This window comes from Leuconostoc falkenbergense, from assembly GCF_014634805.1.
GTDB lineage: Bacteria > Bacillota > Bacilli > Lactobacillales > Lactobacillaceae > Leuconostoc > Leuconostoc falkenbergense.
Genome location: NZ_BMBS01000091.1, coordinates 1 through 1,476 on the forward strand (window position 1 = coordinate 1; position 1,476 = coordinate 1,476).

Sequence of the window (1,476 nt, forward strand, 5' to 3'; positions counted from 1 at the left end):
GTCATAAGCTTGATCATTAGCTTGTTGCTTTGCCGTAGCGTCTTTAACCGCTTGGTCTTGCTTATTCAAGTCAGATAACACTTCATTTGTTTTTGATAAAGCATTGTCATCATTGATTGTGACATCAGTTGTCTGACCAGTTGTCACATCAACACCACTATCGGATGCAGTTTTAGCATCATCTTTGACTGTATCTTGTGCCTTATCGACCGCATCTTTTGCTTGGTCTTGTGTCACATTTGAACCAGCCGTTGTTGGCACTGTGCTTTTTTCAGCAGTTGATGAAACAGTTGCAGTTTTAGTGGCATCATCAGTTGTCGCCTTGTCCGTAGCCGTATCAGTTGATGAAGCAGTTAATTGAACTTGCTTGTCATTTTGCGTGGCATCAGTCGTTTGAACAGCTTGTGCATCAGCGTTTGAAACAGTATCAGCACTGACATGTGTTACATTAGAACTCACAGCAACACCAGCTACTGCAACCGCCCCGACAACCCAGAGCTTACCAGATTTGTATAATTTATACTTTTTCGAATTTTGCATAATTGTTAAATAAAAAAGGCTACTTATTAAATAACCCCTATCCTTTCTCTCAAATATTCTTTTGTGATTGATTGATTAAGTGTAAACCTCTAAAAATTCTTTGAACGATAATAAATAAAAAGGTCAAAACACTGGCAACTATCATAGCGACATGTAGAGATTGACCCAAACTCATAAAGAGTAAAAATATTGGAAACATAGACCCAACATAAATGAGCCAAACCCCAAACATAAAGCTAAAATAAATCATTTTCTGTGCCATTGTAACAACCAAAAAAAAACCAATTTTTAATCAGCCTTTAACCTTTCTACAATATTATTGAGCTATTAACCTTTGGCTTTGTCGGTTTGATTAGTCGTTGCCTTGCTTTGATTTTGTGCTGACTTTTCAGTCACTTTTTCTTCCAAAGGTACAAGCGTATCAGCGTAAATCGTCCAATTGGTTGTCTCATTACCAACAAAGGCTAACTTCAAACCTTGTGGCACATACTTACCATAGGCTTTCAAATTAGGGCGCAAACGCTCAAATTCATTTTTTGACAAAATAATACGGATAAGATGACCAATTTCATCATCACCCTTTTTAGTTTGAGTGAAGTCAAGACTATACCCTGTGATAGTTGTTTCGCCAGTGTCTTCATCACGTTGCAATTGACCACGATAATCACGTTTCAAAATGGCTTCAGTATCAAACAATTCTAAATCATGACTATCAAAGGCATCTTTGGAACGAACACGACCAACTGGCTTATTATCTTTACCAGTCACAAAGACCATATCATAATCATCTTCACTAAATTCATCAGTGGCAGGATCAGATAGTGGTAACAAAGAACCTTGAATACCTTGTACAATAGCAGACCGACCATTACTACGAGCTTCGGTTGCCAATAGCTTACCATTCACTAATTTAAGTGGTGTCTTCGACTTCATACC

At 37.7% G+C, this 1,476-nt stretch carries 3 protein-coding genes; all 3 read right to left on the bottom strand.

The genetic code is table 11. The features are described from left to right. On the bottom strand, positions 1 to 540 hold a 540-nt coding region (locus IEU71_RS10070), incomplete at its 3' end, for a KxYKxGKxW signal peptide domain-containing protein (protein WP_188349659.1). Between the two features lie 49 nt (positions 541 to 589). After that, positions 590 to 802 carry a hypothetical protein gene (locus IEU71_RS10295; protein WP_004910668.1) on the bottom strand — a complete coding sequence of 71 codons (213 nt, stop codon included), beginning with the start codon at positions 800 to 802 and terminating at the stop codon, positions 590 to 592. Positions 803 to 867: 65 nt separating this feature from the next. Beyond that, positions 868 to 1,476 (bottom strand): hypothetical protein (locus tag IEU71_RS10075; RefSeq protein ID WP_188349660.1); only part of this gene is annotated, 609 nt, incomplete at its 5' end.

Bases quoted from the DNA above. Each gene is read 5' to 3' on its own strand.
- IEU71_RS10295 (WP_004910668.1), bottom strand. From the start codon at position 802: ATGGCACAGAAAATGATTTATTTTAGCTTTATGTTTGGGGTTTGGCTC.